Source organism: Pantoea sp. LS15 (assembly GCF_012241585.1).
Classification (GTDB): Bacteria; Pseudomonadota; Gammaproteobacteria; order Enterobacterales; family Enterobacteriaceae; genus Enterobacter.
On sequence record NZ_JAAVXA010000015.1, the window covers coordinates 47847 to 70769 of the forward strand.

24 protein-coding genes and 1 pseudogene are annotated in these 22923 nt (G+C 52.3%); 12 read left to right on the forward strand and 13 right to left on the reverse strand.

The annotated features are described in order from the left end of the window. Positions 1-43: 43 nt before the first annotated feature. Together uvrC and uvrY are read right to left on the reverse strand one after the other, a co-directional pair. A complete protein-coding gene (gene uvrC, locus HED65_RS18740; RefSeq protein ID WP_028019573.1) occupies positions 44-1876 on the reverse strand; it encodes an excinuclease ABC subunit UvrC in 1833 nt (610 codons plus the stop codon). Continuing rightward, entirely contained in the window at positions 1873-2529 is a 657-nt protein-coding gene (gene uvrY / locus HED65_RS18745) for a UvrY/SirA/GacA family response regulator transcription factor (RefSeq protein ID WP_023330806.1), read from the reverse strand. Before uvrY ends, uvrC begins: the two co-directional genes overlap by 4 nt. A 372-nt stretch (positions 2530-2901) precedes the next feature. On the opposite strand from uvrY, the pseudogene HED65_RS23050 reads away from it, so the two are divergent. Both HED65_RS23050 and HED65_RS18750 read left to right on the forward strand, forming a co-directional pair. Beyond that, a pseudogene (locus HED65_RS23050) lies at positions 2902-2970 on the forward strand (hypothetical protein); the annotation flags it as partial. A 25-nt stretch (positions 2971-2995) separates the two neighbouring features. Then, on the forward strand, positions 2996-3220 hold the full coding sequence (locus tag HED65_RS18750; RefSeq protein WP_014832453.1) for a DUF2594 family protein: 225 nt from the start codon (positions 2996-2998) through the stop codon (positions 3218-3220). A 65-nt stretch (positions 3221-3285) separates the two neighbouring features. On the opposite strand, the gene sdiA is transcribed toward HED65_RS18750, so the two are convergent. The 9 genes from sdiA to HED65_RS18795 all read right to left on the reverse strand — a co-directional run bounded on the left by sdiA (position 3286) and on the right by HED65_RS18795 (position 11197). Next, positions 3286-4008 carry a quorum-sensing transcriptional regulator SdiA gene (gene sdiA / locus HED65_RS18755; protein WP_114979701.1) on the reverse strand — a complete coding sequence of 241 codons (723 nt, stop codon included), beginning with the start codon at positions 4006-4008 and terminating at the stop codon, positions 3286-3288. A 221-nt stretch (positions 4009-4229) separates the two neighbouring features. Continuing rightward, positions 4230-4982 (reverse strand): L-cystine ABC transporter ATP-binding protein TcyN, encoded by a 753-nt coding sequence (gene tcyN / locus HED65_RS18760; RefSeq protein ID WP_114979702.1) that lies wholly within the window; start codon positions 4980-4982, stop codon positions 4230-4232. After that, entirely contained in the window at positions 4979-5647 is a 669-nt protein-coding gene (gene tcyL / locus HED65_RS18765; RefSeq protein ID WP_028019576.1) for a cystine ABC transporter permease, read from the reverse strand. Before tcyL ends, tcyN begins: the two co-directional genes overlap by 4 nt. Positions 5648-5668: 21 nt before the next feature. After that, positions 5669-6655: a D-cysteine desulfhydrase gene (gene dcyD / locus HED65_RS18770; protein WP_114979703.1), complete on the reverse strand. Its 987-nt coding sequence runs from the start codon at positions 6653-6655 to the stop codon at positions 5669-5671. A gap of 107 nt (positions 6656-6762) precedes the next feature. Then, positions 6763-7563, reverse strand: coding sequence for a cystine ABC transporter substrate-binding protein (gene tcyJ, locus HED65_RS18775; RefSeq protein WP_028019578.1), 801 nt, complete (start codon positions 7561-7563; stop codon positions 6763-6765). Between the two features lie 86 nt (positions 7564-7649). Beyond that, positions 7650-8201 (reverse strand): flagella biosynthesis regulatory protein FliZ, encoded by a 552-nt coding sequence (gene fliZ, locus HED65_RS18780; RefSeq protein ID WP_028019579.1) that lies wholly within the window; start codon positions 8199-8201, stop codon positions 7650-7652. A gap of 54 nt (positions 8202-8255) precedes the next feature. Next, a complete protein-coding gene (locus HED65_RS18785; protein ID WP_028019580.1) occupies positions 8256-8975 on the reverse strand; it encodes an RNA polymerase sigma factor FliA in 720 nt (239 codons plus the stop codon). 129 nt (positions 8976-9104) lie between these two features. Next, positions 9105-10310: a flagellin lysine-N-methylase gene (fliB, locus tag HED65_RS18790; protein ID WP_114979704.1), complete on the reverse strand. Its 1206-nt coding sequence runs from the start codon at positions 10308-10310 to the stop codon at positions 9105-9107. A 62-nt stretch (positions 10311-10372) separates the two neighbouring features. Beyond that, positions 10373-11197, reverse strand: a complete 825-nt coding sequence (locus HED65_RS18795) for a flagellin N-terminal helical domain-containing protein (protein ID WP_023312294.1) — start codon at positions 11195-11197, stop codon at positions 10373-10375. Positions 11198-11587: 390 nt separating this feature from the next. On the opposite strand from HED65_RS18795, the gene fliD reads away from it, so the two are divergent. From fliD to amyA, 4 genes are read left to right on the forward strand one after another with little or no spacing between them, the layout of a single operon-like run. Beyond that, on the forward strand, positions 11588-13012 hold the full coding sequence (gene fliD, locus HED65_RS18800) for a flagellar filament capping protein FliD (RefSeq protein WP_114979705.1): 1425 nt from the start codon (positions 11588-11590) through the stop codon (positions 13010-13012). Positions 13013-13033: 21 nt separating this feature from the next. Next, positions 13034-13438: a flagellar export chaperone FliS gene (fliS, locus tag HED65_RS18805; RefSeq protein WP_023312296.1), complete on the forward strand. Its 405-nt coding sequence runs from the start codon at positions 13034-13036 to the stop codon at positions 13436-13438. 5 nt (positions 13439-13443) lie between these two features. After that, the gene (gene fliT / locus HED65_RS18810; protein ID WP_114979706.1) at positions 13444-13818 is read left to right on the forward strand and encodes a flagella biosynthesis regulatory protein FliT; all 375 of its coding nucleotides are present in this window, start codon (positions 13444-13446) and stop codon (positions 13816-13818) included. Between the two features lie 52 nt (positions 13819-13870). Further along, positions 13871-15358 (forward strand): alpha-amylase, encoded by a 1488-nt coding sequence (gene amyA, locus HED65_RS18815; RefSeq protein WP_114979707.1) that lies wholly within the window; start codon positions 13871-13873, stop codon positions 15356-15358. Positions 15359-15400: 42 nt separating this feature from the next. Here the strand turns inward: amyA and yedD are convergent, their stop codons facing one another. Together yedD and fliE are read right to left on the reverse strand one after the other, a co-directional pair. Further along, a complete protein-coding gene (gene yedD / locus HED65_RS18820) occupies positions 15401-15814 on the reverse strand; it encodes a lipoprotein YedD (RefSeq protein WP_114979708.1) in 414 nt (137 codons plus the stop codon). A 74-nt stretch (positions 15815-15888) separates the two neighbouring features. Next, a complete protein-coding gene (fliE, locus tag HED65_RS18825) occupies positions 15889-16203 on the reverse strand; it encodes a flagellar hook-basal body complex protein FliE (protein ID WP_114979709.1) in 315 nt (104 codons plus the stop codon). Between the two features lie 228 nt (positions 16204-16431). On the opposite strand from fliE, the gene fliF reads away from it, so the two are divergent. From fliF to fliK, 6 genes are read left to right on the forward strand one after another with little or no spacing between them, the layout of a single operon-like run. Next, the gene (gene fliF, locus HED65_RS18830; protein WP_114979710.1) at positions 16432-18111 is read left to right on the forward strand and encodes a flagellar basal-body MS-ring/collar protein FliF; all 1680 of its coding nucleotides are present in this window, start codon (positions 16432-16434) and stop codon (positions 18109-18111) included. Further along, positions 18104-19102: a flagellar motor switch protein FliG gene (gene fliG, locus HED65_RS18835; protein ID WP_023312301.1), complete on the forward strand. Its 999-nt coding sequence runs from the start codon at positions 18104-18106 to the stop codon at positions 19100-19102. The genes fliF and fliG overlap by 8 nt, the downstream gene beginning before the upstream one ends. Beyond that, positions 19095-19802, forward strand: a complete 708-nt coding sequence (fliH, locus tag HED65_RS18840; protein WP_114979711.1) for a flagellar assembly protein FliH — start codon at positions 19095-19097, stop codon at positions 19800-19802. Before fliG ends, fliH begins: the two co-directional genes overlap by 8 nt. Next, on the forward strand, positions 19802-21172 hold the full coding sequence (fliI, locus tag HED65_RS18845) for a flagellar protein export ATPase FliI (RefSeq protein ID WP_114979712.1): 1371 nt from the start codon (positions 19802-19804) through the stop codon (positions 21170-21172). The genes fliH and fliI overlap by 1 nt, the downstream gene beginning before the upstream one ends. A 21-nt stretch (positions 21173-21193) precedes the next feature. Then, a complete protein-coding gene (gene fliJ / locus HED65_RS18850) occupies positions 21194-21637 on the forward strand; it encodes a flagellar export protein FliJ (protein ID WP_006811155.1) in 444 nt (147 codons plus the stop codon). Next, on the forward strand, positions 21634-22872 hold the full coding sequence (gene fliK / locus HED65_RS18855) for a flagellar hook length control protein FliK (RefSeq protein ID WP_114979713.1): 1239 nt from the start codon (positions 21634-21636) through the stop codon (positions 22870-22872). The genes fliJ and fliK overlap by 4 nt, the downstream gene beginning before the upstream one ends. Positions 22873-22923: the final 51 nt, after the last annotated feature.

The window sequence follows — 22923 nt, forward strand, 5'->3', positions numbered from 1 at the left end:
GTTTGTTGTCAGTAAAATTTAGCTCTATGTTGCTACAGAGCCCTCAATGTTTCAACGAGTAGTAGATCTTTTCTGCCAGCCCTTGCGAAATACCCGGCACTTTTGCAATTTCCTCCATGCTGGCGTTGAGTAATCCTTGCAATCCGCCCATATATTTCAGCAGCATCTGACGACGTTTTGGCCCCACACCCTCAATCGTTTCCAGGGTACTGGTATTTTTGACCTTTGCCCGTTTTTTGCGATGACCGCTGATAGCATGGTCGTGTGATTCATCGCGAATATGCTGAATGACATGCAACGCCGGGGAGTCCGGCGGCAGGCTGAAGCCCTCACCTTCCGGCTCGAAGAAAAGCGTCTCCAGGCCAGCCTTGCGATCGGCCCCTTTTGCGACACCCAGCAACAGTGGATGGTTTTTATCCCAACTGACATCAAGCGATTCAAATACCGCTTTAGCCTGGCCGAGCTGCCCCTTCCCACCGTCAATCAGGATCACATCCGGGATTTTGCTCTCTTCAATCGCTTTACCATAGCGACGGCGCAGCACCTGGTTCATGGCTGCATAATCATCACCTGGCGTTATTCCGGTGATGTTATAGCGGCGATACTCGGCACGCAGTGGGCCATTTGCATCAAATACCACGCAGGACGCCACCGTCTGTTCACCCATCGTATGGCTGATGTCAAAACATTCCATCCGTTTCACTTCCGGCAACTTCAGGAGCGTTGCCAGGGCCGTCAAACGTTGACTGACTGTCGACTGCTGGGAAAGTTTCGTTGTGAGCGCAGTTGCCGCGTTGGTTCGCGCCAGCTTCAGATAACGCGCGCGATCGCCACGCGGTTTGGTTTGTACGTTAACCCGACGACCAGCGAGTTCAGAAAGTGAATCGGCCAGCAGCGTTTTATCACCGAGATTAAAATCAAGCAGGATCTCCGATGGCAGCGTGCGCATCTGGCTCCCCTGCAGATAGAACTGGCCGACAAAGGTTTCCACCACTTCACCCAGTTCGGTACCGCCAGGCACTTTCGGGAAATAACTTCGGCTGCCAAGTACTTTGCCCTGGCGAATAAAAAGAACATGCACGCAGGCCATCCCGGCGTCAAAGGCCACACCGATAACGTCAAGATCGTCACCCGTGTTCGACACAAACTGCTTCTCAGTGACTCTGCGCACCGCCTGGATTTGGTCGCGGATCCGCGCTGCCTCTTCAAACTCGAGTGCGGCGCTGGCTTTTTCCATCCTTTCGATCAGCTGCGTTAATACCTGATCGTCCTTTCCAGCCAAAAACAGGCGCACATAATCAACCTGCTGGGCATACTCTTCTTCACTCACCAGCCCGGCAACACAGGGCCCCAGACAACGTCCAATCTGGTACTGCAGGCACGGGCGCGATCGGTTACGGTAGACGCTATTTTCGCACTGGCGGATCGGGAAAATTTTCTGCAGCAGCGCCAGCGTCTCGCGAACGGCATAGCCGTTTGGAAACGGCCCAAAATATTCACCTTTCGCATGTTTTGCACCGCGGTGCATAGCAAGACGCGGATGGGTATCACCACTGAGAAAGATAAATGGATAGGACTTATCATCACGCAACAGGACGTTATAGCGCGGCTGGTAGAGCTTTATATAGTTGTGTTCAAGCAGCAGCGCTTCGGTTTCGGTATGCGTGACGGTGACATCAATGTTCTGAATGAGTGAGACCAATGCTTCGGTCTTACGAGAGGCAAGGTTGCTGCGGAAATAGCTGGAGAGACGTTTTTTAAGATCTTTTGCTTTCCCAACATAGATAACCGTACCGCCAGCGTCATACATGCGATAGACGCCAGGCTGGCTGGTTACGGTTTTCAGAAACGCTTTTGAATCGAACACATCACTCACTGACTTAACAACGTCTCCGCATTACACAAACCATGTCGGATGGCCAAATGAGTCAGTTCGACATCACCATGAATGTTCAGTTTACTGAACATCCGATAACGATAGCTGTTCACCGTTTTCGGGCTGAGATTCAGTTGCTCCGAGATCTCATTCACCTTCTGACCTTTGGTTATCATCAGCATAATCTGCAATTCACGCTCAGACAAACTGGCGAACGGTGATTCATTTTTCTCAGGTTCGATCTGACTCAACGCCATCTGCTGAGCAATGTCGGAAGCGATGTAACGCTGTCCGGCAAACACAGAGCGGATAGCATTGACAACTTCTTGCGGCGCGGCACCTTTACTCAGGTAACCCGCAGCACCTGCCTGCATCACTTTCGCGGGCAGCGGATTTTCGGTATGCACGGTCAGCATGATGACTTTCGTATCGACGAAAGTACGTGCGATTTTGCGTGTTGCTTCAAGCCCACCGATACCGGGCATGTTCATATCCATCAGCACCACATCGGCCGAGTTTGTGCGACACCATTTTACGGCATCTTCCCCACAGCACACCTCGCCGGCAACTTTAATACCTTTAATATCTTCAAGAATGCGTCGTATCCCTGCGCGCACCAGTTCGTGGTCATCAACAAGAAGGACGTTGATCAAAGGAAATGTCTCCAGAATAGGGATAACGCTACTGAGTGATAATTTGGTTTATATTAACGGTTTTCCTCACAAGATTAAAACGTTAAAAAACTGGCTATTCGATTTCGCTCTCGTTTCTGGAAATTAGCCTGTACAGTCCGTGGAAAGCAAGCCCGTGCACTTAGGGCCTTTGCGGCTTTTTTTAAGCATCTGTATTCAAAAAGTTACAAAAAAATTGCAGAGATTCCCCACCAGAAAACAGCACTCAAATTTTTGTAACAATAATTAACGACAAGCGAACCGGACATAAACAATTAATAGCCGTTCGAAGTGGCTCACTTTACCCGCATGCTCTGTTTACGCAATTAAACATCAACGTAAAAGTACGAAAAACAACCGCTGCATTTTTTGCTTCAGCTTGTGGTATACTCCGCCGCCTTGACTTTCGTCGTCGCGCTTTAGCGCCGTTTAATAATGAGGAAAATAAATGAGCACACCTGAATTTGCCACTGCGGAGAATAACCAGGAACTGGCACAGGAAGTAAACTGTCTGAAAGCACTGCTAACACTGATGCTACAGGCGATGGGCCAGGCTGATGCCGGTCGTGTGATCATTAAAATGGAAAAACAAATCGCGCAGATGGAAGACCAGGCTGAATCAGCGGTATTTGCCAACACCGTTAAGCAAATCAAACAAGCCTACCGCCAGTAAAAAAAACGGCTGGATGCACTGCATTCAGCCGTTAGTTCGTCTGTCACGCAGAACGCAGAATCTAATCAGATCAGTCCCGTTGCTGCTGCATAGCACGCAATCTGTGTCTTGTTTGGCGCGTTGAATTTCTTCTGCATATTCTTCTGATGGAAGTTAACCGTATTCTCTGAAATTGAGAGAATGATCGCTATTTCCGCTGACGTCTTCCCTTCCGCTGTCCATTTCAGAATTTCACGCTCACGCTTGCTGAATTTCATTTCAGGCGGCATGACCATCTCATCTTCAAAACGGGTCAGCGTGGTTAAGGCCATTTGTACCAACATCTGCAAGCGTAATTCTATTTCTTCGCTGGCTAAGGGTATTTCCAGCATACTAGTACGAGAAACCGACAGAAAACCAAGTGCGTGATTCGGCAGCATCAGACACTGCGTTATTCCTTTACGTAAACCGTGGTCCTGCGCGCTACTCCATAATTCCTGAGCATCCGCAAATAATTCATCGGTCCAGGGTAAATGACCATGAATGAAATTCTCGGGTTTTAACACTGGATCAACCGCGAAATAGTTCGCAGATTGATATTGTGCCATCCACTGCTTTGGATAAGTGGTATGCACAGCAATCCTCGGACGTGTAAATGGCACGGGATGGCGCACACAGAGTGCGTAATAATCAAATTCCAGCGCCTGTGTTTGTCTCTGTAGTTCCTGATATACCTCGTCGGCACAGGTCAATTCCTGAAACCGGAGGGAGCAATCCCGTCGCCAGGTGAAAAAGTCTGAATCCTTCATACTTACTAAATGAAGCCTCTGAAAAGATAATCATTATTATGGTGAATATAAATTAACACATAAAACTTATTTCTAACTACAAAATATCGGCAATAGCACAATTAACTTTACTATTGATAAGGTTTATCCGAGCTGGATGGAATAAAAAAACATGGGATAAGGCGATGAAGGAGAATAATTTGCTCCAGGCTAAATTCCTGGAGCAAATTAGTGCAAAAATGCTACTGCATGAGGAATTTTTCAAGGAACTGGCGAGTTCGCGGCTGCTGAGGGTTAGCAAACAGGTTTTTCGCCGGCCCCTGCTCCACAATTCGTCCTTGATCCATGAAGATGGCTCTGTCGGCAACATCGCGGGCAAAGCTCATTTCATGGGTCACGATCACCATCGTACGTTTTTCCTGGGCCAACTGACGGATTGTGTTCAACACCTCCCCCACCAGCTCTGGGTCGAGTGCAGAGGTGGGCTCATCAAACAGAATCACGTCAGGACGCATGGCCAGCGCACGCGCGATTGCCACGCGCTGCTGTTGCCCCCCTGACAAACGGCGCGGGTAGCTTGTCTCTTTCCCCGCCAGCCCGACTTTGGCAAGCAGTTCACGCGCACGAACCGTTGCGTCCTCTTTTGATTCCCCTTTGACAATTACCGGCCCTTCAATAATGTTCTCCAGCACCGTGCGGTGCGGGAAAAGATTGAAGTTCTGGAAAACGAAACCAACATGCTGGCGCAAACGGCGAATCAACCCTTTCTGCTGACTGATGGATTTACCAGTATCAATGGTTATCTCACCGACACGGATGGTTCCGCCTTCCGGCTGTTCGAGCAGGTTAATACTGCGCAGCAGTGTCGTCTTTCCCGACCCACTAGGACCAATAATTGCCACCACTTCACCCTGTTCAACTTCAAGATCAATCCCGTGGAGCACCGTTTGACCGTGGAATTTTTTCACCAGGTTTTTGACGTCGATAGCACTCATTTTGGATCACGCTCCTGGCGGTTAAGCTGGTTTTCGAAGTAGTTTTGCAGGGCGGACAGCACCGTCGCCATCACCCAGTAAATCAGCGAGGCCGCCAGATACATCGTGAAGACTTCCAGCGTACGCGAGGTAATGAGCTGCGCCTGGCGGAACAGCTCAGGCACCTGAATCGTCGCCGCCAGAGAAGTATCTTTCACCAGACTGATGAAACTATTGCTGAGTGGCGGAAGCGCTACTCTGGCAGCCTGCGGCAGAATTGCCCGGCGAAGTGTCTGCCAGGGTGTCATACCGATACTGGCGGCCGCTTCCCACTGTCCTTTGTCAATGGATGAGATGGCCGCACGCAGCGTTTCTGAGGTGTACGCCGCTGTATTGAGCGACAGGCCAATCATTGCCGCCGGGATCGGATCCAGTTCAATACCAAACTGCGGTAAACCGTAGTAAATCATAAAGAGCTGAGCGATAAGTGGCGTACCGCGAAACACAGAAATATAAAAACGCGCCAGCCAACGCACCGGTAAAACCGGCGACATGCGCATTAAGGCCAGCACAAAGCCCAGCACCAGCCCAAAGAACATCCCGCCAATACTGAGTTGTAACGTAAATACCGCACCTTTTAGCAGATACGGCAGCGAATCAATAACCAGTTGAATACTTTCTTGCATTATTATTTTTCGACCTGATATTTAGACATGAGGATGGTAGGCAAACAGCGCAGGTGCCCCACCTGTATGGACAAATAAAATTGGCCCTTCATCCTTAAAGCGTTTCTGTGCAATGCCATCAATAAGCCCGGCCATCGCTTTACCGGTATAGACCGGATCAAGCAAAATACCCTCAAGGCGAGCCAGCAGCTTAACCGCTTCCATGCCCTCTTCGTTAGGTGTGCCGTAACCCGGCGCAAAGTAGTCATCCCAGAGCACAATATCGGCCTTTGCCTTGAGCTCCAGTTGCTCTGCCACCGCCTGCTGCAAGGTGACCACTTTCGGTTTCTGATCCGCAACGCTACGAGAGACCGTCACGCCAATCAGCTCAGCATCGGGCAACAACTGCTCCAGCCCCACCGCCAGCCCGGCATGCGTGCCCGCACTTCCTGAGGCCACCACCACAGAAGAGAGGTTAACCGCACCCTCGCACTGCTGAGCAATTTCCAGCGCGCTTTCCACATACCCCAGCGCGCCCAGCGCATTCGAGCCACCGACAGGAATAACGTAAGGACGAAAACCCTGCGCTTCCAGACGTGTTGCCAGTTCATCAAGCTGTGCGGTCGGGTCGTTCAGGGCATCCACCATCTCAACCTGCACATTAAAGAGATCTAACAGCAGACGGTTACCGTTGGTCAGATAGTTTTCTGCCCGCGTCCCAATCGGGTTCTCCAGCAAGGCCACGCAGTGAAGCCCGAGTTTTGCTGCCACAGCCGCCGTCTGACGAACGTGGTTAGACTGAATGGCACCGGCGGTGATAAGCGTATCCGCTCCTTCGCGCAGCGCATCAGCCGCCAGAAACTCCAGCTTGCGTAGCTTGTTGCCTCCCATTGCCATCGGCGTCACGTCATCACGCTTAATAAAAATATCGCGTCCTAAATAATCAGAAAATCGCGGCAGATACTCCAGCGGAGTCGGTGCGCCGATAAACTCCAGGCGAGGAAAGCGCGTTAAATTCTGTAGTGACATGGGTTCTCCGGTAGCTCAGACAAAATGTGATATTTTTCATTATGCACGCAGACGCGTAAGAAATAAAAAAGGCGCTTTTAAAAGCGCCTTTTTTTAACGTCAGAAACTTATTTCGTGACGTCTGCCCCGAACCACTTCTCAGAGAGTGCTTTCAGACTTCCGTCTTTCTGCATATCAGCAATCGCGGTATCAATGGCTTTTACCAGGTCTTCGTTGCCTTTACGAACGGCCACACCTGACTCCTGACGAGAGAACGCATCACCCGCTACTGCCAGGGTATTATTGGTTTTCTTCACCAGATCCAGCGCCGCCAGGCGGTCAACCAGAATCGCGTCAATACGGCCCACGCGCAGGTCCTGGTATTTCGTCGGGTCATCATCATAGGTGCGGATATCCACGCCCTGAACGTTCTGGCGCAACCACTCTTCGTAGTTGGTTCCCAGACCTACACCGACTTTCTTACCTTTCAGGTCTGCAGCCGTTTTGATGGTACCTTCGTTGCCTTTCTTCACCAGCGCCTGAATACCGGACACGGTGTACGGCGTGGAGAAGTCATACTTCTTCTTACGCTCGTCAGAAATGGTCACCTGGTTAATCACCACATCAATACGTTTGGAATCCAGCGACGCCAGCATACCGTCCCATTTGGTCGGTTTCAGGGACGCTTTAACGCCAAGGTGCTTCGCCAGTTCTTCTGCAAACTCCACTTCAAAACCGGTCAATTTACCGTCATCACCCTGGAAGCTGAACGGAGGATACGTTCCTTCCAGCCCAACCAGCAGCGTGCCGCGCTCTTTCACTTTATTCAGCAGGTTTTCTGCGGCGAACGTTTTTACGCTCATTCCCGCAACCAGCGCGACAGCCATGACTCCCATCAGCGCCTGACGACCCAGAAGTGCAAATTTCATAAATACCCCGATATAGTGGAATTTTTACGTAGTGTAGAGAAATCGCCTGCAACGTCAAAGGCGACTGCGCTACATCTTATTCTTTTTTAATATATATCAGAAGTTGTTCCGGCGAGCGCTTTCTGCTTCATAACACCCGGCATTTGCACCTTGTACTGAGCATACTTGCGCAGCGCAATACGGTAATTGTTGGTGCTGGTTGCAGGCAGCCACGGCTCCAGATTTTCATCCAGATAACCGGTCTTCAGCAGATCGCGGGAAATGTTGTTTACGGTCAGATGTTGCCCAAGGCGACGCAGGCGAACGACATATTCGCGAACGGTCCCGTGGCTCATCTCCGTTTGTTCAAACAGGAATTGTTTGAAGCCGATAATATCGAAGAAGTCGCTTTGCTCTTTGCAGTGGAGATCACCGCAGAAACGGCAAAGCGCCACCCACTCTTTCTGTTCTTCGAGCCATGCTGATTCATCCATCAACGTGTCGAGACGAGAAATCGCAATCTTATTGACGATTTCGCCACGACGAACCAGCGTGATACGATCGAGTAACTTGTTACAGTGGGCGCAATGCGTCTGGCTGTGTTTAAAGTCTTTCAGGTAGCGGCTTAAAGGCCGTCTTTTAGATTGCTGCACCGTCATGATAACTCCTGGTTGTCAATACGTTGTGCGGCATTTCCCAGGTGAATTAATCACCTATAACTTACCCAGCTTTGTTCGTAAGCGTTTAATGGCCTGGCTGTGCAACTGGCTCACCCGCGATTCTCCCACCTCCAGAACAGCGCCAATCTCTTTGAGGTTTAGCTCTTCCTGGTAATAAAGGGTCAACACCAGCTGTTCACGTTCCGGTAAAGCTTCAATCGCTTCCATTACGCGCTGGCGTAAATTGCCTTCCATTAAATGGTGTAACGGGTTTTCTTGCTGATGCTCATCCGTCACCAGCTCGATGCTATCGCCATGCTCTTCGCGCCACTCGTCATAAGAGAAGAGTTGGCTATTGTTGGTATCGAGCAACATCTGACGATACTCTTCAACAGCAATGCCAAGACGTTCCGCCACTTCAGTTTCCGTTGCGTTACGTCCCAGTTCCTGTTCCAGCTGCCCTATCGCATGCGCCACTTCGCGGGCGTTACGGCGAACACTGCGCGGCACCCAGTCGCGGCTGCGCAGTTCGTCCAGCATCGCACCACGAATACGCTGAACTGCGTAAGTCGTAAATGCCGTTCCTTGCAGAGCGTCGTATCGGTCAACTGCATTCAATAACCCGATACCGCCCGCCTGTAGCAGATCGTCCAGTTCCACGCTCGCCGGCAAGCGCACCTGGAGGCGCAATGCTTCGTGGCGCACCAGCGGGACATAACGCTGCCACAGCGAGTGTTTATCCATTACACCTTCAGCGGTATAGAGTGAATTCACGATAAACAGCCCTGCGTTAGTTGAGTTATCGGCATGATTATCCGATTCTGCAGGGCGTTCAATTGGATGAAAAAGGGGGATAAAGTGAGGTTATTCTGAGGTTGCCCACAGCAGGGGCAACTTTTCTACCTAAATTAACAGTTGTAACAATGAAAGATCGTCACCCAGTTTGACGCTATCTATATGTTGATGAAAGAGCTTTCCCGCTTCCTGATTATGCTGGCTAAGCGAGTGGAAGCTGTAAATAACATCAATAATATTATCTTGTTCAATTTTCCCCGCCACGATAGCCTGACCAGCAAGCAGCGCTTTAAGAAAATAGAACTCCGCGACAATTAAATAAAGATTATTCAACATGCTGCGGCCATTGTTCTGTGGGAACCCTTGCTCCCAGAGTTTGTATTTAAAAAAGTTCTTAAATAAATGGTCATTGACCGCCAGGTAACTGCCCGCCACATCGCGCCAGACGGACTCGATGTTTTCCATGACCTTTTCTGCCGGAACAGTGTCACCGACAGATTCAAACTGTTGATACAGCTGGGTAAAATAACGGTTTAATACCTCACCGCCGCGTGCTGTCGCTTTCTTCGTAAAGTAGCTCTGGATAAGTGAGATTAACGCGAATTTCAGGTTATAGTTCTGATTAAATCCGTCTAATTCTGTCCTGATTTTACCGCTCACCAGTTCGTTAACCAGTGAGAAATAAACTGTTTCGAGGGTGCTGATATTCTCGGATAGATTCTCTAGCTTTTCAGCCACCATCAGGAATTTCACCACGGCGTAAACTTGTTCTTCAACGCTGACACCGTCAACGCTGAATAAATTCTGGCAGAAAAGATTGATGACCTTGGCCTTCAAATCCATCATCGGCGCATTATTGGCGTCCTGCTGGACGCTGATAGATTCCATCATCGACATAGACTCCCGGTCGTTCAACAGAAGTCGGGTAACTTCCGGACACGAGAGATTGAGCGATTTTTCGATTTCATTTTTATAGACCCGGCTTGTCCGTGGAAATGACGAACAGGTTGGGCTTAAGGCCTGGGCACCCATGGCGCTATGAATAGAGCAGAGCTTTTCCGTATCCATAAACGGGCAGTTTTTACTTTCCGTATGGAAAATCACTTCACCCCAGTTGCCATACTGCTTTTTAGTGACTTTTATCGCCGTTTTCGCTGTCTGGCGAATAGCCGCATTTTTACTGTTCAGATAGCGGTTAACGGAGGATTTATCAAACGCGATGGTCCAGCCCTGACAACAATGTTCACGGCATTCCCCACCGACACAGGAAAAATCTGCGACCAGTTTAGGCTGGGTAATAACGATCTGTTTCACAGGCGGGTCCTCAAAATTCAGAGACAAAAAAACCCCGCCGAAGCGGGGTTTCACGCGTAAAATTAACGCAGCAGAGACAGAACAGTCTGTGGAACCTGGTTTGCCTGAGACAGAACAGAAGTACCAGCCTGCTGCAGGATCTGCGCGCGGGACATGTTGGAAACTTCAGTTGCGTAGTCAGCGTCCTGGATACGGGACTGAGCAGCAGACAGGTTGTTAGAGGTGTTGTTCAGGTTGTTGATTGCAGAAGTGAAACGGTTCTGCACAGCACCCAGACCAGAACGTGCTTTATCAACAGTAGCGATAGCTTTGTCGATGGTGTTCAGGTCGGTAGCGGTCATTGCTTTCAGGTCGATAGCGTTCACGCCCAGAGTAGTAGAGTCAGCTTTAGCGCCGCTCAGATCCAGGTTGATGGTGTCGCCGTCGTTAACGCCAACCTGAATTTTAACCACACCAGCAGTACCTGCAGTGCCGTCCAGCAGTTTGATGCCGTTGAAGTCAGTTTTGCCCGCAACGCGGTCGATTTCAGCCAGACGAGCGGTAACTTCATCCTGCAGAGATGCCAGGTCAGACGCGCTGTTAGTACCGTTGCTTGCCTGAACAGCCAGCTCACGAACACGCTGCAAGTTGTTGTTGATTTCGTTCAGAGAACCTTCAGCAGTCTGCGCCATGGAGATACCGTCGTTGGCGTTACGTGCTGCCTGAGTCATACCTTTGATCTGAGCGGTCATACGGTTTGCAATCGCCTGGCCAGCGGCATCGTCTTTCGCGCTGTTGATACGCAGACCTGAAGACAGACGCTCAATAGCAGTGCCCAGAGAAGACTGAGATTTGTTCAGGTTGTTCTGAGTGGTCAGGGACAACAGGTTAGTATTGATAACTGCCATAATTTTCTTTCCTTCAAAAATTGGGTTTTAGGTCCGGTGCCTAACACTCACAGCGTCTCTCACCGTCAACAAGGTTATCGACGGGTCCCCAAAAGACTTTAGAATCAATTTTGAAAAAATTATAAGCAGATGATTTTTAAGGTGTTTATTTTTAAAAAAGCAATTAAGGTTCACTATCGACTTATTATTTACGGCTTTTTAGCGCAAAGAATAGACACACTATTCAATGTGTTTTCAGCGCGCTGAAAATTACCCTAAAGTGCAATCCTTTCATTTACCCCACCGGGACCTGTCTATTCTTTGGATTATTTTTTTCTCACCATCGTAAACTTTTACGTTAAGAGGCCGATAAGAGTCCTGAACTACTTTCGTATTTTAAGGAAAATATGCATGGCTACTATCAGTAACCTCGGGATAGGTTCTGCAGGACTCGGGGATTTATATAATCAGTTGGATGCAGCAGAAAGAACCAAGCTGACGACGATTACTTCCCAGCAATCAACGTATAACGCACAGTTAAGCGCTTACGGCAAACTGCAGAGCGCCATGACATCGCTGCAGACTGCCACCGCTGCGCTGGGTAAAGCAACCACCTGGAACTCCACGTCTGTTAGCAGCACGAACACGGCCTTTACAGCCACAACGACCGCTGACGCATCCGTGGGTTCTTTTGTTGTCAACGTCAACCAGGTCGCGAAGGCACAGGCTCTCACCACAGGCTCCTATACAAACAACACGGACCTGCTGGGCGATACGACAGGTACGACACGTAAAATCACTATCACCCAGCCGGGTACGAAGACACCTTTAGAGGTGAACCTGGCGGATGGCGATACCTCTCTGGCAGGGATCGCGAGCGCCATTAATAAAGCGAACGGCAACGTCACCGCCAGCGTGATCAAAGCGAAAGAAGGTGATTACCGCCTGATGCTGTCATCGAAAACCACCGGTACGGATGGGGCGATGACGATTAGCGTCACCGGCGATGACAAACTGCAAAGCGCAATTGGCTACGATTCGACCACTAAAACGGGCGCACTGACGGTAAACACCGAAGCACAAAACGCCATTGTGGTGGTGAACAACATTTCGATTGAGCGCCAGTCGAATACCATCACCGATGCGCTGCCAGGTGTGACCTTCTCGCTGAAGGCAGAAAGCAAGGCCGATGAAACACTTGAGGTGAGTCGCGCAACAGATGCTAACCAGAAAGCCATCTCTGACTGGGTAACCGCATATAACTCGCTGCAGTCCACCATTAACAGCCTGACGAAATATGTTCCTGTTGACGCAGGTTCAGGAAGCCAGTCCACCAGTAACGGTGCGCTCGTTGGCGACGCGAATGTGCGTGGTATTCAGTCTCAGCTGCGCGGTCTGCTGACTGAAGTGCAGAGCGGCTCTGTTCAGATCATGGCTCAACTGGGAATTACCCAGGATCCAGTAAAAGGGTCTGACGGAACAGTCGGTAACCTGAAAATTGATACCGATAAACTGAAAAAAGCGCTCACCGACAACCCTACCGCCGTACAGCAGTACTTTGTGGGCGACGGGAAAACAACCGGTATGGCCACCCGGATGAGTAAGACGCTGGATACCATGCTCAGCACCAGCACCGGTAGCGCAGGTGTGATCCAGAACGCAAAAGACGGGATCAATAAAACGCTGAAAACGCTGGGTGAACGCTACGATGCGATGGAAGCCACTATTGATGCCACCATGGCGCGTTACAAAACGCAGTTCACCAGCCTGGACGTATTAGTCACCAAAATGACCAGTACGGCCAACTACCTGACACAACAGTTCTCACAAAAGTAGTCGTAGCATTTAGGAGTGGATATGTATAAGACCTCTGGTGTTCAATCCTATCAACAGATAGGTGTAGAAAGTGCAGTCATGAATGCCAGTCCACACCAACTGATTGTCATGCTGTTTGACGGGGCGCATAGCGCCCTCGTCCGCGCGCGTTTGTTCATGGAAGCCGGGCAAATTCGTGAAAAAGGTGAGGCTTTATCTAAAGCCATCAACATCATCGACAATGGTTTAAAAGCAGGACTGAACATGGAGGTTGAGAGCGAGTTGTCCGGTAATCTTGCCTCCTTGTACGAATATATGGTTCGACGTTTGTTACTGGCGAATGTCAGTAACGACGTAGACGCAATTGTTGAAGTCGAGGGTTTATTAAACAACATTGCGGATGCGTGGAAGCAAATTGGCCCCAATGCGTCCTCTATTTCAGGATAATTTTAATGAATAATCCCAGCGCAGCGCTTAGCCACTGGCAAGCGTTACATGCTCAGAGCATTGCTATGCTAAATCTCGCACATTCTGGTCAATGGGATGCGCTTATCGAGCAGGAAATGCATTACGTTCAACTGGTGGAAAAGATTTCGCAAACGCCCATCATGTCATGCCCTCCGGCTCAGGTTGAGCAAGCGCGTGCGCTGCTGGAAATGATCCTTGAGAATGAGAATACGCTAAAGTCGCTGCTGAAAGTCCGGATGGACGAGCTGCGCAGTCTCATTGATCAAACCGGTAAACAGCAATCCATTACATCTACCTATGGAAAGCTGTCAGGGAATATTCTTTATCCAGAAAGTTTGACCCGCGACACACAATTATGATTTCTTCATCCATACTCCAGAAGTCAGCCAAACGGCTTCTGGAGCACGGACGATGAAAAACCCCACCCTGTTACAATGTTTTCACTGGTACTACCCTGCTGGCGGTGAATTGTGGCGAGAGGTCACGGCATTAGCCCCCAATCTTAACGAAATCGGCATCAATATGATCTGGCTGCCACCCGCTTATAAAGGCGCGTCTGGTGGGTATTCGGTTGGGTATGATTCTTACGACTTGTTCGATCTCGGTGAGTTTGACCAGAAAGGCAGCATCGCCACCAAATACGGCAACAAAGCTCAGTTGCTGGAAGCCATTGACGCGCTAAAAAGCAACGACATTGCCGTGCTGCTGGATGTGGTGGTGAATCACAAAATGGGGGCAGATGAGAAAGAGTCTGTCCGCGTTCAACGCGTTAACGAACAGGACCGCACGCAAATTGATGACGAGGTCATCGAGTGTGAAGCCTGGACCCGCTACACCTTCCCTGTCCGCGCTGGGCAATATTCGCAGTTTATCTGGGATTACAAATGTTTCAGCGGCGTCGACCATATTGAAAACCCCGCTGAAGACGGCATCTTTAAAATCGTCAACGACTACACCGGCGAAGGCTGGAACGATCAGGTTGATGATGAAATGGGTAATTTCGATTATCTGATGGGCGAAAATATCGACTTTCGCAATCACGCCGTCACCGAAGAGATCAAATACTGGGCCCGCTGGGTCATGGAACAGACGCGCTGCGACGGTTTTCGTCTGGACGCCGTTAAACATATTCCCGCCTGGTTTTACAAAGAGTGGATTGAACACGTACAGGAAGTCGCGGAGCAGCCACTGTTTATCGTGGCGGAATACTGGTCCCACGAAGTGGATAAGCTCCAGGCCTATATTGACCAGGTCGAGGGTAAAACGATGCTGTTTGACGCCCCCTTGCAAATGAAATTCCACGAAGCGTCACGTCAGGGACGGGATTACGACATGAGCCAAATCTTCACCGGTACGCTGGTGGAAGCCGATCCGTTTCATGCGGTAACCCTTGTGGCTAACCATGACACCCAACCTTTACAGGCCCTGGAAGCACCGGTCGAACCTTGGTTTAAACCCCTGGCTTATGCGTTGATCCTGCTACGGGAAAATGGTGTGCCGAGCGTCTTTTATCCCGATCTCTTCGGTGCCAGTTATGACGATACAGGGGGCGACGGTGAAATGTACCATATCGACATGCCGGTCATTGAGCAGCTCCACGAATTGATCCTCGCTCGTCAGCGTTTTGCTCACGGTGTGCAGACGCTCTTTTTTGACCATCCTAACTGTATCGCCTTCAGCCGCAGCGGTACCGAGGACGATCCCGGCTGTGTGGTAGTGCTGTCAAATGGTGACGACGGTGAGAAAGTGATTTGTCTTGGAGAAAACTACGGTAATAAAACCTGGCGTGATTTCCTCGGCAATCGCGAAGAAACCATTACCACCGCGGCAGATGGCGAAGGGACCTTTACCTGTAATGGGGGGAGCGTCAGCATTTGGGTAATAGAGGAAGTGCTGTAGAAACAATGCCGGGTAAGCGTCAGCGCCACCCGGCAAAAATGGTTAAGGCGCCTTACTCTCCAGCGGATTTTTGCTCAGGTAATCAGCGCACTCAACCGTAGGACGGTCGACTTTCTGCAGCTCCATCCCGTCGTACTCAAGCGTTAAACCATCGCGTTCCAGCGGATAGATATCCAGCTTGCGGGTCACGTTGTAATAACTGTCTGAACGCAGCATGATTTTACCCGGCACGGCAATCACGCGCTGCCACTGACGGCAGTCAAGCGTATCGCCCTCTTCCGTTACCACCAGCGTGGCGATCGCCTCTGGGCTGACCATTTTGCTCTGCGGCCCTTTTGACTGCCAGTATCCCGCCAGTTCCGCCGGAACAGGATGCTTGATCACTTCTTTATAGTTATCGACCTGAACGCACCCGGTCAGTGCCAGCAGCACACCAGCAATTGCTATTTTTTTCATCACCTTTCCTGCATTCGAAGAAAAAAATATTGTGGCATTAAAGCGCTAAGGCTGCCAGCGAAGATCGACAGGTCTTAAACCTGCATCCCCATCACTTCCTGGTAAGCCGACACCAGTTTGTTACGCACCTGGATCCCCATCTGCAGGGACACCGACGCTTTTTGCAAATCGGCCATCACATCATTCAGGGCCACACCCGGTTCACCGAGGGTGAACTTCTCTGCCTGGATCCGTGCGGCGGTCTGGGTATCGCTGATACGGTCAAGAGCGGCATGCAGTTGCCCTGCAAAGCTAATGCTCGGCTGTTGTTCTGCCACATTCTGATTACGGGCAGTCATCGCCGTTGCCTGCAACTGACTGATTACCCCTTCAATACCCTGTATAGCCATGACTCTCCCCTGGATGGTTTTTTACGCGGTCAAGACTAACAGCTTGTCAATAAGATAATGGCGGTAAATAGCGTGAAAAAACCAGGTTATTTGACGCATAGAAAATCACGAATCATCAAATAATGGCAGGGCCATCAATATGGAACTTTTGTCGTGTTTGCCGACCCGGGAGTCAGTTTTGTTTCTCTACACGAATAACGTAAACCACCAGGATTTAAGAGGTGCGCAATGAGTGCAACAGCATCGACAGCGCCACAAAATAAATCACTCGAGTGGATGAACCGCCTTCGCGCGAATCCTAAAATCCCGTTGATCGTGGCAGGCGCTGCCGCAATTGCGATCCTTGTAGCGATGGTCCTGTGGGCGAAAAGCCCTGATTACCGGACGCTCTACAGTAACCTTTCCGATCAGGATGGCGGTGCCATCGTCACCCAGCTTACCCAGATGAACATCCCTTATCGCTTTGCCGATAACGGGGGTGCGCTTGAGGTACCGGCAGATAAGGTGCATGAACTTCGTCTGCGTCTGGCGCAGCAGGGGCTGCCGAAAGGTGGCGCGGTCGGTTTTGAACTGCTGGATCAGGAAAAATTCGGTATCAGCCAGTTCAGCGAGCAAGTGAACTACCAGCGTGCGCTGGAAGGCGAACTGGCCCGTACCATTGAAACGTTAGGCCCGGTGAAAAGTGCCCGTGTGCACCTGGCGATGCCTAAACCTTCTTTATTTGTCCGCGAACAGAAATCACCTTCCGCTTCCGTTACCGTGAATCTCGAACCTGGCCGCGCGCTGGACGAAGGGCAAATTAGCGCGGTGACACATCTCGTCTCCAGCGCTGTCGCCGGTCTGCCGCCGGGTAACGTGACGCTGGTTGACCAGAGTGGTCATCTGCTGACGCAATCCAACACCGCCGGTCGTGATCTGAATGACGCGCAACTGAAATATGCCGCAGATGTTGAAAACCGTCTCCAGCGTCGTATTGAAGCGATCCTCGGTCCGGTCGTGGGTAACAGCAACGTGCATGCGCAGGTGACCGCGCAGATCGACTTCTCTAATAAAGAACAGACCGAAGAGCAGTACAGCCCGAACGGTGATGCCGCTCAGGCGGTGATGCGCTCTCGCCAGATCAACTCCAGCGAACAGTCTGGTGGTGCGTACCCTGGCGGTGTTCCGGGCGCGCTGTCTAACCAGCCCGCACCGGCTAACTCAGCACCGATTTCTACACCTCCGGCTAACCAGCAGAACGGTCAGCAAAATAACCAGCAGACGACGTCAACGGCCAATAATGCCGGTCCGCATACCAGCAGTCGTAACGAAACCACGAACTACGAAGTGGATAGGACGATTCGCCACACTAAACTGAACGTGGGCGATATTCAGCGTCTTTCTGTTGCGGTAGTGGTGAACTACAAGACGCTTCCAAATGGCAAACCGCTGGCGCTGACAGCCGAGCAGATGAAGCAGATCGAAGACCTGACCCGTGAAGCAATGGGTTACTCCGAGAAGCGTGGCGATAGCCTCAACGTGGTGAACTCACCGTTCAACGCGGTGGATGAGACCGGCGGTGAACTGCCGTTCTGGCAACAGCAGGCGTTTATCGATCAGCTGATGTCCGCGGGACGCTGGCTGCTGGTACTGATTGTCGCGTGGCTGCTGTGGCGTAAAGGCGTTCGTCCGCAGCTCCAGCGTCGTGCTGAAGCCGAGAAAGCCGCTCGCGAACAGATGAGTGCGCGTCAGGAAGTGGAAGAAGCGGTTGAAGTTCGCCTCAGCAAAGATGAACAACTGCAGCAACGCCGTGCTAACCAGCGCATGGGCGCTGAGGTCATGAGCCAGCGCATTCGCGAAATGTCAGATAACGATCCGCGCGTCGTGGCGCTGGTCATCCGCCAGTGGATGGGTAACGAACATGAGTAATACGCTTACAGGCACCGATAAAAGCGTCATCCTGTTGATGACCATTGGCGAAGATCGCGCGGCAGAGGTGTTTAAACACCTCTCCCAGCGAGAAGTGCAAATTCTCAGTGCGGCCATGGCCAACGTGCGTCAAATCTCCAATAAACAGCTAACCGAAGTGCTGGCAGAGTTTGAACAGGAAGCCGAACAGTTTGCCGCACTGAACATCAACGCCAATGACTACCTGCGCTCCGTGCTGGTCAAGGCGCTGGGCGAAGAGCGTGCCTCCAGCCTGCTGGAAGATATTCTGGAAACGCGTGATACCGCCAGCGGTATCGAAACGCTCAACTTTATGGAACCGCAGAGTGCCGCCGACCTTATTCGCGACGAGCACCCGCAGATTATTGCCACCATCCTTGTCCACCTCAAACGTGGTCAGGCGGCCGATATTCTGGCGCTGTTCGAAGAGCGCCTGCGTCACGATGTGATGCTGCGTATCGCAACCTTCGGTGGCGTGCAGCCAGCCGCACTGGCGGAGCTGACAGAAGTACTGAACAACCTGCTCGATGGCCAGAACCTCAAGCGCAGCAAAATGGGCGGCGTAAGAACGGCGGCGGAAATCATCAACCTGATGAAAACCCAGCAGGAAGAGGCGGTTATTACCGCAGTACGCGAATTCGACGGCGAGCTGGCACAGAAAATTATCGACGAGATGTTCCTGTTCGAAAACCTGGTCGAAGTGGACGACCGCAGCATCCAGCGCCTGCTGCAGGAAGTGGACTCCGAGTCGCTGCTTATCGCCCTCAAAGGTGCCGAGCAGCCACTGCGCGAGAAGTTCCTGCGCAACATGTCTCAGCGTGCGGCAGATATCCTGCGCGACGACCTTGCCAACCGTGGCCCGGTACGTCTGTCTCAGGTGGAAAACGAACAGAAAGCGATCCTGCTTATTGTTCGTCGTCTGGCGGAAACCGGCGAGATGGTGATTGGCAGCGGAGACGACACCTATGTCTAATGAGATGCCGTGGAAGCGCTGGACACCGGACGATCTGGCTCCTCCCCTCTCCGAATTCACGCCAGCGGTGGTATCGCCCGAGGCGCTCGACCCGGATGCTGAGCAGCCTGAACTGAGTGAAGAAGAGCAACAAGCACAGATGCTGGCTCAGCTGCAAATGCAGGCACACGAGCAAGGCTATAATGCCGGTCTGAACGAAGGCCGGCAGAAGGGCCACGAGCAAGGGTATCAGGAAGGACTGGCGAAAGGGTTAGAGCACGGTATTGATCAGGCGCGCCAGCAGCAAGCGCCGATCCATGCCCGCATGCAACAGCTGGTCAGCGAGTTCCAGCACACGCTGGATGCGCTGGACAGCGTGATTGCCTCACGACTGATGCAGATGGCGCTGGAAGCCGCGCGTCAGGTTATCGGCCAGACGCCAGTGGTGGATAACACTGCGCTGATCAAACAAATTCAGGGGCTACTGCAACAAGAGCCGCTGTTCAGCGGTAAGCCGCAGTTGCGCGTTCACCCGGACGACCTGCAGCGCGTGGAAGAGAGCCTGGGGGCGACGCTAAACCTGCACGGCTGGCGTCTGCGCGGCGACCCGTCGTTACATCACGGCGGCTGCAAAGTCTCTGCCGATGAAGGTGACCTGGATGCCAGCGTTGCTACCCGCTGGCAGGAACTGTGTCGCCTTGCGGCACCGGGAGTCGTCTGATGACCGCACGCCTCACCCGCTGGCTCACCACGCTCGACAACTTTGAGACGAAGATGGCGCAACTGCCATCTGTTCGTCGTTATGGGCGACTGACACGCGCCACCGGGCTGGTACTGGAGGCCACTGGCCTGCAGCTTCCGCTGGGGGCGACCTGCGTCATTGAGCGTCAGGATGGACAGGAAACACGCGAAGTCGAAAGCGAAGTGGTCGGTTTTAACGGCCAGCGTCTGTTTCTGATGCCGCTTGAAGAGGTGGAAGGCATTCTGCCCGGTGCTCGCGTATACGCTAAAAACATTATCGGTGATGGACTGCAAAGCGGGAAACAGTTGCCGCTTGGCCCTGCCCTGCTTGGTCGCGTGCTGGACGGCAGCGGTAAACCGCTTGACGGCCTGCCTTCTCCGGACACCACTGAAACCGGCGCGCTGATCACTCAGCCCTTCAACCCCTTGCAGCGTACGCCAATCGAGCATGTCCTCGATACCGGCGTGCGTCCGATCAACGCCCTGCTGACTGTAGGCCGTGGACAACGTATGGGCCTGTTCGCCGGGTCTGGTGTGGGGAAATCCGTCCTGCTCGGCATGATGGCGCGCTACACTCAAGCCGATGTTATCGTCGTGGGTCTGATCGGCGAGCGTGGGCGTGAAGTTAAAGACTTTATCGAAAACATTTTGGGTGCGGAAGGCCGCGCCCGTTCGGTGGTCATCGCCGCACCGGCAGATGTCTCGCCGTTATTGCGTATGCAGGGTGCAGCCTATGCCACCCGTATCGCCGAAGATTTCCGTGACCGTGGCAAGCACGTACTGCTGATCATGGATTCCCTGACCCGTTACGCGATGGCACAGCGTGAAATCGCGCTGGCTATTGGTGAGCCTCCGGCGACTAAAGGCTACCCGCCTTCGGTATTCGCCAAGCTCCCAGCCTTGGTAGAACGTGCAGGGAACGGCATCAGCGGCGGCGGCTCCATTACCGCGTTCTATACGGTACTGACCGAGGGCGATGACCAGCAGGACCCGATTGCCGATTCCGCGCGTGCGATCCTTGACGGTCACATTGTGCTGTCGCGTCGTCTGGCCGAAGCCGGGCACTATCCGGCCATTGATATTGAAGCCTCTATCAGCCGCGCAATGACGGCGCTGATAACCGAGAAGCACTACGCCCGCGTGCGTAATTTCAAACAACTCCTCTCCAGCTTCCAGCGTAACCGCGATCTGGTCAGCGTAGGGGCGTATGCCAAAGGCAGCGACCCGATGCTCGACAAAGCGATTAACCTGTGGCCGCAGCTGGAGGCGTTTTTGCAACAAGGCATTTTTGAACGTGCCGACTGGGAAGATTCAATTCAGGCACTGGAGCTGATTTTCCCGCAGGTGTAACACAGGTGGAGGGCGAAGGTTATGGCGCAAAACAGCGCGTTATCAACGCTGAAAGATCTGGCTGAAAAAGAAGTTGATGATGCCGCATTGCAGCTTGGCGCAATGCGACGCGGGTGCCAGCAGGCTGAAGAACAGTTGAAGATGTTAATCGACTATCAGCATGAATATCGCACCAACCTCAATACCGATATGACACAGGGCATTGGAAGCCAGCGCTGGATTAACTATCAGCAGTTTATCCAGACGCTGGAGAAGGCGATAGAGCAGCATCGCCAGCAGCTTAACCAGTGGACCCAGAAAGTCGATACCGCGCTGAATTTCTGGCGCGAGAAAAAACAGCGGCTGCAGGCCTGGCAAACCTTACAGGACCGGCAGATTGCAGCCTCGACCCTGGCGGAAAACCGTCTGGATCAGAAAAAAATGGATGAGTTTGCCCAGCGCGCATCAATGAGGAAACCGGAATGATCACACTGCAACAACTGCTGATGAGCGACAGCGACCTGTCAGGCGGCACGCTGACAGGGAAAGGCACTGACGGTGCGCAAGACTTTCTCTCTCTGCTGGCGGGCGCCCTGACGGATGCAACCGGCAAAGGTAAGGATGCGCCACTGACCCTGGCTGACCTGAAAGCGGCTGGCAGTAAGCTGTCAAAAGTCGCTCAGGACGCCAGGGGAGATACCACGCTGCAGGCTAAAATTGCGGACCTGCTCTCGCGTCAGGGTGCGCTGAATGGCGATGAAGCACCCTCAACCACACCGCTGGAAACGCTGGTTTCCGGGCTGACACCGCTGTCAAAGGGAGATGCCCTGAAGACACTGAATACACTGAATACAGCCAGCAAAGATGACAGCAAAAGCGAACTGAGCGAAGAAGAGCTGGCAGGTTTAAGTGCGCTGATGGCGATGCTCCCCCACCAGCAGACCAGCACTACTCACGCGACAGGCACTGACGGTATTACCGCGAAGTCTGTTCTGAGTTCAGCGACGCCTGCACAAAATGGCGCGGGTCAATCGTCCCAGAACACCCCGCTGGCAGGCCATGATAAAGCACTGCTTTCTGCGTCTTATCAGAGTCAGGCGAAACACAGCGACCCTGCTCTGCCTGACAACGCACCCGCGACACCGGTTGTGACCGTTGCAGCGGAGAAGCACGAACTCGCCAGCGCGTCGTCTTCAACATCGCCGACGGCCACCCTGGCACCAGTTATGTCCAGCCATACGACCAGCCAGCCGGCCGCCACCGTTGCCACTGCGCCGGTGTTAAGCCAGCCTCTGGGGACTCACGAATGGCAGCAATCCCTGAGCCAGCACATCACGCTGTTCACTAAACAGGGACAACAGACAGCAGAGCTGCGTCTGCACCCGGAAGACCTGGGTCAGGTGCAAATTTCGCTTAAACTGGATGATAACCAGGCGCAACTGCAGATGGTCTCGGCGCACAGCCACGTGCGCGCAGCACTGGAAGCAGCCCTGCCGGTACTGCGGACATCGCTGGCTGAGAATGGTATTCAGCTTGCACAGAGCAGTGTCAGCAGTGAGAGTTTTGCCGGGCAGCAGCAGTCCTTCTCCGAGCAGCAACATCAGGCTTCGCGTTCCGGTAACACCGGCGGTTTTAATGAAGAGAGTGATGAGTTACTGCCTGCCCCTGCCGCCCTGCAATCCGCAGCGCGCGGTAACAGTGCCGTAGACATCTTCGCCTAAACGCCAGAGGTAGCGTGATTATCCCCGTCTTTTCCACGCTTTGACGACAGC